The sequence below is a fragment of the Dietzia sp. DQ11-38-2 genome (assembly GCF_014145055.1).
In the GTDB taxonomy this organism is placed as follows: domain Bacteria; phylum Actinomycetota; class Actinomycetes; order Mycobacteriales; family Mycobacteriaceae; genus Dietzia.
Genome location: NZ_JAALDW010000415.1, coordinates 1 through 2320, shown reverse-complemented (window position 1 = coordinate 2320; position 2320 = coordinate 1). Strand labels below are relative to the sequence as shown.

The window sequence follows — 2320 nt, the reverse complement described above, 5'->3', positions numbered from 1 at the left end:
TCCCACCGGCGGTTCTCCCGTCCGGCCGTCGCGACCTCCGCGGCCGTCGCCGCGATGGCGACCCCCCTGTTCCCGGGGCTGCCGTTCGTGGAGGTCATGGTGGCCGCGACGCCGTCCGGGGTGGCCAACGGACTGGCGGGGCTGGTGGCCGCTGTCGTGGTGGCCTCCCTGTCCGACCGTCGCCTCGTCCCCGCCGCCGCGCTGGGCCTGGTCGGCGTCGGGGGTATCCACCCGTCGGCGATGGTCACCGCCGCGGTGATCGTGCTGTTCTGGTGGTTGTTCGAGGGCCTGTGGCGCCCGGTACGGGGCCGGCTGCGGGACTTCCTCGTCCTGGCGGGGGTCGGACTCGCGGGCGTCCTCACACTGCTGCCCCAGGTCCTCACCGTCTCCGAGGACGCGGACGAGATTTCGGCCTTCCAGTTCGAGATCGACGCCGACCGGGCCGCCGTCTGGGGCCGGGCCGTGGCGCTGCAGGTACGGCACGTGCAGGACTGGGGAGTGCGCTGGGTGCTGCTGGCCCTCGCGGTGCTCGGCGTGCTCGTCCTGGTCCGGCGCCTCGTGCTGTGGCCGATCCTGCTCTGGGCCGGGGTGCTGGTGGTGTGCGTCAATTCCATGAGCATGTTCGGCAACTGGACCGGCGGCGTCCTGCGCGGGATCGGCAGCATCTACTACAACGACCCGCGGCGGATCGGGGTGCTCCTGGCGTTCCTCGTGGCGGCCGCCGTCGGTGTGGGGGTGGGAGTGGTCGTCCAGGCGCTGGCGGGGTGGGCGGCCCGCCTGATCGACCCGATCACCGACTCGCGCGGAACCGGTGCGGCGGGTCTGCGGGTCGCCGTGGCGCTGGCCGCGTTGGTGGCCACCGGGTCGTGGGTCGTGCAGGCCTCGCCCGAGTACGCCTCGGCGGCGGGTGCGAACCAACGCGCGGGTCGGATGGTCGACGGTCACGATCTGCGCGCCTTCGAGTGGCTCTCCCGGCAACCGCAGGCCTACTCGGGACTCGTCTACACCAACCCCGACGAGGGGTCGGGGTGGATGTACGCCACCCACGGTCTGCCCTCGACCGCACGACATTATCTCCAGCCCGGGTCCACCGCCCCGCTCACGACCGCTCTGTTCTTCAGCATGGATCGGGCCGGTACCGACCCACGCGTCGACTCCGCGCTCGACGAACTCGGCGTGACCTACGTCTACGTCAGCCCGCCCAACTACTGGGGGTTCCAGAAGCCCAACGAGCACCTCCTCCGGCTCGATCAGACCCCGGGCCTGGTCAAGGTCTACTCGGACTCCCAGGTGCGGATCTTCGCCGTCCGTGCAGCCTTCACGCAGGAGGAGATCGATCGGATCCTGGCCGACTCCCCGTTCCCGCCGGACAGGCGCACCCCCCTCACCCGCGCCACCGAGCTGTACGGCGGGGAGTGAGCGGCCCGACCGGGTCCGGGTCGTATCCTCGGAGCTGTCGTCCGACGGGACGCCGCGGCGGCGTCGCCGCGCTTCGGGAGGGGTTCGTCAATGAAGGCACTCGTGACGGGTGGAGCCGGGTTCATCGGGTCGACCCTGGTGGATCGCTTGCTGTCCGAGGGTCACGAGGTGAGCGTCGTGGACGACCTCTCGCGGGGTCGCCTCGAGAACCTCGCGAGCGCGCGGGAGGCCGGGGCCCGGTTCGGCTTCCACAGGATGAACCTGATCGACCCCGGGATCGTGGACCTGGTCGCCGAGGTCGCTCCCGAGGTCGTGTTCCACCTGGCCGCGCAGATCGACGTGCGTCTGTCCGTGGAGGACCCGGTGTACGACGCCGAGGTCAACGTGGTGGGAACGGTCCGGCTCGCCGAGGCCGCCCGACGAGCCGGGGTGCGGCGGATCGTCTTCACCTCCTCGGGAGGATCGATCTACGGTCCCGTGGCCGAGCTGCCGGTGGCCGAGTCGCGGCCGGTGGATCCGATGAGCCCGTACGCGGCGGGCAAAGTCGCCGGCGAGGTGTACCTCGAGATGTTCGCCAAGCTGTACGGCATCGAGTGGGCGGGCGTGGCACCGGCCAACGTGTACGGCCCGCGGCAGGACCCGCACGGTGAGGCCGGGGTGGTGGCGATCTTCGCGCAGCGACTGCTCGCGGGGCAGCCGACCCGCGTGTTCGGGAACGGGGGCAATACCCGCGATTATGTGTTCGTCGACGACGTGGTCGACGCCTTCGTGCGCGCGGCGACGGTTCCGGCGGCCGCCGGGCTGCGGTTCAACGTGGGCACCGGGGTCGAGACCAGCGACCGCGACCTGCACACCCTGGTGGCCGCGGCGGCGGGGTCGGGGGACGACCCCGAGTACGCGC

The 2320-nt window shown here is 71.7% G+C and carries 2 protein-coding genes; both read left to right on the top strand.

Features of this window, described 5'->3' with window-relative positions:
- The coding region (locus G6026_RS13490) for a DUF6541 family protein (protein WP_182613465.1) at window positions 1-1419 on the top strand (1419 nt) is incomplete at its 5' end.
- A 90-nt stretch (window positions 1420-1509) separates the two neighbouring features.
- A partial coding sequence (locus G6026_RS13485; protein WP_182613464.1) for an NAD-dependent epimerase/dehydratase family protein occupies window positions 1510-2320 on the top strand: 811 nt, incomplete at its 3' end.